Source organism: Citrobacter sp. wls827, from assembly GCF_005280875.1.
Lineage (GTDB): Bacteria > Pseudomonadota > Gammaproteobacteria > Enterobacterales > Enterobacteriaceae > Citrobacter > Citrobacter youngae.
The window spans coordinates 98,575-99,390 of record NZ_SZWR01000021.1; the positions used below are offsets into that span (position 1 = coordinate 98,575).

At 52.1% G+C, this 816-nt stretch carries 1 protein-coding gene; it reads left to right on the forward strand.

The genetic code is table 11. The features are described 5' to 3' along the window. The first annotated feature begins 185 nt into the window (after positions 1 to 185). Complete coding sequence (gene ves / locus FDX03_RS17560) at positions 186 to 761, forward strand: environmental stress-induced protein Ves (RefSeq protein ID WP_048211887.1); 576 nt, start codon at positions 186 to 188, stop codon at positions 759 to 761. Positions 762 to 816 lie beyond the last annotated feature (55 nt).

The window sequence follows — 816 nt, forward strand, 5'->3', positions numbered from 1 at the left end:
ATGCTCCTGAGGCCCGCGAAAATGCTACCTGGATCAGCGCGTTAAACTTTTTTGCAAAACGCCATGGTCATCGCTAAGGCAAATCAACTCTGCTGCCGATAACAACGAGCAGGGTGAATGATAACAATGATGATTTGGCTGCCTGATGACGGCATGTCGGCGCACAGTGCCTTTCTGGAGGGATGATGGAGTACTTTGATATCCGCAAAATGCCGGTTAATCTCTGGCGTAATGGTGCGGGAGAAACGCGTGAAATATGTTGTTTTCCGCCAGCAACGCGCGACTTTCACTGGCGGGCGAGTATTGCCTCCATTGCTGCGAACGGCGAATTTTCACTCTTCCCCGGAGTTGAGCGCGTTATTACACTGCTCGAAGGGGGAGAAGTCACATTGGAAGGTGCTAACACGTTACCGCATACGCTAAAACAGCATCAGCCTTTTACGTTCGCCGGTGACCGCGTGGTAAAAGCGAAGCTGACGGAAGGACAGATGTCGATGGATTTTAATATCATGACCCGTCGGGATGTTTGCCAGGCTAAAGTTCGTGTGGCTGACCGGACGTTTACGACCTTTGGTTCGCGTGGCGGCGTGGTATTTGTTATTAGCGGAGCCTGGCAACTGGGGGATAAGTTGCTGACGGCTGACCAGGGGGCGTGCTGGCATGACGGTAAGCATACGTTGCGACTGTTGGAGCGCGAGGGGAAGTTGTTGTTTAGTGAGATTAACTGGAAGCCAGGTTTTTCGCCTGATTCGGTGCAATGACGTCGTTTGGGCCGGATAAACCATTTTGTGGTTATCCGGCACGGGTAAATCAGCG